Annotated in this window: 5 protein-coding genes; 2 read left to right on the plus strand and 3 right to left on the minus strand. The window is 36.3% G+C overall.

Going from position 1 to position 4,900, the window contains the following annotated elements:
* The 3 genes from D6734_09435 to D6734_09445 form a co-directional block, all read right to left on the minus strand.
* On the minus strand, positions 1-368 hold a 368-nt coding region (locus tag D6734_09435; protein RMF93706.1), incomplete at its 3' end, for an ABC transporter ATP-binding protein.
* 11 nt (positions 369-379) lie between these two features.
* Complete coding sequence (locus tag D6734_09440; protein ID RMF93707.1) at positions 380-1,162, minus strand: ABC transporter permease; 783 nt, start codon at positions 1,160-1,162, stop codon at positions 380-382.
* A gap of 66 nt (positions 1,163-1,228) precedes the next feature.
* Positions 1,229-2,344 carry an SDR family NAD(P)-dependent oxidoreductase gene (locus D6734_09445; protein ID RMF93708.1) on the minus strand — a complete coding sequence of 372 codons (1,116 nt, stop codon included), beginning with the start codon at positions 2,342-2,344 and terminating at the stop codon, positions 1,229-1,231.
* 341 nt (positions 2,345-2,685) lie between these two features.
* On the opposite strand from D6734_09445, the gene D6734_09450 reads away from it, so the two are divergent.
* On the plus strand, positions 2,686-3,684 hold the full coding sequence (locus tag D6734_09450) for an undecaprenyl/decaprenyl-phosphate alpha-N-acetylglucosaminyl 1-phosphate transferase (GenBank protein ID RMF93709.1): 999 nt from the start codon (positions 2,686-2,688) through the stop codon (positions 3,682-3,684).
* Positions 3,671-4,849: a glycosyltransferase family 1 protein gene (locus tag D6734_09455; protein ID RMF93710.1), complete on the plus strand. Its 1,179-nt coding sequence runs from the start codon at positions 3,671-3,673 to the stop codon at positions 4,847-4,849. Before D6734_09450 ends, D6734_09455 begins: the two co-directional genes overlap by 14 nt.
* Positions 4,850-4,900 lie beyond the last annotated feature (51 nt).

The raw sequence follows: 4,900 nt of genomic DNA on the forward strand, positions 1-4,900 counted from the left end.
CGCTTCATACCCATTATTGAACCGTTTAAATATATGTTTTCTCTTCCGGTGAATTCTGGATGGAACCCAGCACCCAATTCCAACAATGCTCCTATTTTTCCTTTAATTATAACTTCTCCTGAGGATGCTTCAGTTATGCCTGCCAGGATTTTTAAAATTGTGCTTTTACCTGCTCCGTTAGGTCCTATTATTCCAAGGGCTTTCCCGCTTTTGACATTGAAGCTTACATTATTTAAGGCTTTGAACGATTTTTCCACATTTGAAGGATCTTTTTTCTTTTTTAAGAAAGAAGATAATGTCTCTTTTAAAGACCTGCTATATTTGCGATAGATTTTTGATACATCTTTAAATTCAATAAGGGTTTCCATAATTGGTTCTTTTAAATAATATCAGCAAATTTCATTTCAACTTTCTTAAAGAAAAAGTATGAAAGCAAAAAAATAAACAAAGAAAGAATGCCCGCCCATATGAGAGGTTTTAATGATGGCATTGAGCCATAGAGAAGACAAGACCTGTATCCTTCTATTATCCCCGCTGCCGGATTGAGCATATATAAATGTTTATACTGAGAAGGAACGATTGCAACAGGATAAACAACTGGCGAGAGAAACATCCAAATCTGCAAAAATATGGGGATGAGATAGTTAATATCTCTTTTGAATACATTCAACGCAGAGAAGAACAATGAAAGCCCTGAAATCAGAAGAAGCTGAATAATCAGGATAATGGGAAAAAGAAAAATATAAGGCGATAGAGTGATTCCGTAAAAGAGTGTCATCAAGAAGCAGAGGAACATAGCAATGATAAAATCAAGAAAAGCTGCTGATATTGAAGAAAATGGGAGAATTTCCCTTGGAAAATAAATTTTAGTAACGAGATTGACATTTTGAATTATACTTGAAACGGCTTTTGTAATTGAGCTTGAAAAGAATGCCCATACTGAAAGTCCGCAGAATGCGAAAAGAGGGTAGGGTATTTTTTTTGATGGGATTTTTGCAAAAATAGAGAAAACAATCGTAAAGACTATCATCATCACAAAAGGCTGAAAAATCGCCCATCCTGCCCCTATGATGGTCTGTTTGTAGCGCCCCTTGATATCTTTCATCGCAAGGTTATAAAGCAATTCACGATAAACGAACAAATTGATTAATTTTTTAAACATTGCAGGGTTATTATATCATACAAGAGAGGAGTTGGTAAAAACTTCAAAGGGGATATCTGTTGAAATTCAAACAAGCCCTTTTTCCTGAAGCTCTTTTGCAGCTTCTTCAAACTTATCCTCAAAATAAGCCGTTTCAGCCCATTCTATCAGTTCTTTCATTCCCTCTTCGAAGGAAACAGAGGGGGTATAAAGGCGCTTTTTGATTTCTGTGCTGTCGCTGTAACAGTGGCGCACATCTCCTTTTCTAAATTTGTTCAAGATAAGAGGCTCAATATCTTTGCCGTATAGTTTTGCAAGTTTTTCTGCAACGCTTTTTATTGTCTGGGGTATTCCTGAACCAAGATTCAAGCTCATATAATCTGCACCGCTGTTTTCCAATGCTGCATGGTTTGCCGCGGCAATATCACGCACGGAAATGAAATCTCTGGTTTGTAAGCCGTCTTCATATACAACTGGTGGTTGATTGTTTTTTATCCTGCTCATAAAAATGGCTGCAACGCCCGTATAAGGATTTGAAAGGGATTGCCTTGGTCCATAGACATTGAAATAGCGAAATGCTACTACCGGAATTTTATATGTTTTTCCAATATTGAGAACCATATCTTCCTGCATTTTTTTTGTCAGAGCATAAATGGAATTGCAATGTTGTTCTTTTTTCTCATCAGTCGGAATTGGAGTGATTGGAGCACTGCAGATAGGACAGAAAAGCTCCCATTGCCCGCTTTTCATCTGTTCTTCTGTGCGTAAAGGTGGATTTACCTTCCCACATTTCTCACAATTGTATCTGCCTTCACCATAACTGCTCATTGAAGCTGCAATTATAATTTTTTCAATATTGTATTTGCCATTAACGATGAGATTGAGAAGATTTGAAGTGCCTCCCACATTTGTGTTCACATAGTAATCGATTTTGTATTGGGATTGTCCAACTCCAACAGCTGCTGCGTGATGTGATACAGCATCAACCCCCTTTAACGCTTTTGCGAGGTCATCAGGATTTCTTACATCTCCTTTGATGAATTCCGCATCCTTATTGAGGTGAGGCGGTTCTTTTCCGCCGGGATGTACCTGAGGGTCTAAATTATCGAAGATTCTTACTTCATAGCCTTCTTCTACAAGTTTATCTACTATGAATGAGCCAATAAATCCTGCTCCGCCTGTTACAAGAACTTTTTTAGCCATAACCTTTTTTCCTTCAAATTATATTTTTTTCAGAAGATTAGCACTCTCATAATCGGAGGTCAAGGAAGCGAAATTTAGAAATCTTTTGCGTTGTTTTTTTATTGGCTGATGGATAAATCAAAGTACATATTCATCTAATCATTCTTTGGCAGTTGCTTCTTCATTATCAAATGTTAGTTATTATGTACATTTATGACGAGCAAAGAGTTGACTTGTATAAGAAAAAGAGTTTTTGGCAGGATTTTTTATTCTTCGAAAATTAAAAAATTGACGATGCAGAAGGTACGAAATTATCCTATAATCAGCTTTGAATCCTTTATTTTTATGAAAGTGATGAAAAATTGAGAACAGAATATTTATTGACATTTGTTTTGGCCTTCCTTTTTTCTATTTATGGTACACCTTTAGCCATTGTGGCTGCAAAAAAGTTTGGAGTCGTTGACAAACCTGATGGAAAATTGAAAACACAAAAAGAACCTGTGCCTTATCTTGGTGGATTGGCAGTATATTTGTCCTTTCTTCTTTCTCTCGGAATGGTTTACGATTTTTCGCGTACAACTCTTGCCCTTATTCTTTCCGGCACAATAATAGTCCTTCTTGGTCTCATTGATGATTTCGGAGTGCTTTCGCCGGGTGTAAAATTTTTAGGTCAACTTATAGCAGTTTTCATTCTTTTAAAATCAGATGTTATGATTACTGTCGTTGCTCTTCCGCCGTGGCTTGCAATTTTGCTTACAATTTTTTGGATGGTTGGCATAATAAACGGATTCAATATAATAGATGTTATGGATGGATTGTCATCAGGCATTGCCTTTATTGCTTCTCTTGCCTTTTTTGTCGTTGCCGTAATAAATGGCGAGCCTTTTATAGCAATAATAAGTGTTGCTTTAGCAGGAAGTCTCTTGGGTTTTTTATATTACAATTCTGAACCAGCGCGAATATATCTTGGTGATACCGGTAGTATGTTTATTGGACTTATTCTTGGGGCGCTTGCAATGATTGGAAAATATAGTTTTAACAACAATGTAGGTTTTCTTGCCCCATTGGTTATTCTTGGTATGCCAATCTTTGATACACTTCTTGTAATGTATTTGAGGGCATTGAGGGGGCAATCTATGTTTTTGGGAAGCAGAGACCATTTTGCGCTTCGCCTCAGAAGATGGGCTCTTTCAGTGAGGAAAACGGTTCTTCTAAGCTATACAGTTTCTCTTATTCTTGCAATGATAGGAATTGTAATGATATATACTGACAATGAAACAACGCTTGCGCTTGTAAGTGTTATTCTACTTATATTCCTCTTAATAGCACGATGGTTAAAACGAATCGATGTCGGTTTCTGATAGAAAGATAACGGTCGTTCATATCATAACCAAACTGGAATTGGGCGGCGCACAACAAAATACTCTTTATACTGTTGAACATCTCGATAGAGGAAAATTCAATGTTGTTTTAATAACAGCATCTGAAGGCTATCTGCTTAATCGAGCCCTAAAAATTAAAAACTTGGACCTCTATTTAATAGATGAGCTTCAACGAGAGATAAATCCTATTAAAGATTATGGCGCCTTTAAAAAGATTCAAAAGATTCTTAAATTTAAAAGCGAATCCATTGGAAAGCAAAATATGATAATACATACGCATAGCTCAAAAGCAGGAATTCTTGGCAGATGGGCAGCATATTTAAGTGGTATTGCGCATATAATCCATACATTTCATGGTTTTGGTTTCAATGATTACCAACCATTCATAACAAAAAAATTTTATATCTTTCTTGAGAGAATTACGGCAAAGATTACCTCCAAATTCATTGTAGTCAGCAATTCTAATAGAGAAAAAGCAATAAGATTGGGAATAGGGGATAATGATAAATTTCATTTAATCAGAAGCGGAATAAGGATTGAAGATTATTCGCGAAATGTACTTTCAAGGGAGGAAGCACGAAATTTTTTTTCTCTTGAAAAGAACGCACCTATAATTGGCGCAATTTCCTGCTTTAAACCACAAAAGGACCTTATAACTTTTGTACGAGCGGCTAAAAAGATTTCTGACGAAATACCTGAGGCAAGATTTATTGTTGCAGGTGACGGTGACATGAGAAATGCAATCGAGGAGGAAATTAAAAAACTGTCACTTGAGAAAAAATTTACTTTGTTGGGATGGACTGAAAATACTTCTGCACTTTTATGTGCAATTGATGTACTGCTTCATACAGCACTGTGGGAAGGATTGCCGAGAGTATTGGTTGAAGCTGCTGCATCAGGAGTACCTATTGTTGCAACCAATATTGATGGCAATTGTGAAATTGTCAAAGATGGCACAAATGGCTTTTTGGTTTCTCCAAGAGATTATGAAGATATGGCAAAGAAGGTGTGCCGAATTTTAAAAGATAAAGAGCTGCACAAAAGATTATCTCAGAATCAAAATTCCATTGATAAAACCTTCCATATAGATGAGATGGTAAAGATGCAGGAAGAGCTTTATCTTTCAATAATGAATCATTATTAACAGCATTTCTAAAAAACAAATTTTATGTTTCGCCTTCTGCAGATATGAGGC

Source organism: Candidatus Schekmanbacteria bacterium (assembly GCA_003695725.1).
Classification (GTDB): Bacteria; Schekmanbacteria; GWA2-38-11; order GWA2-38-11; family J061; genus J061.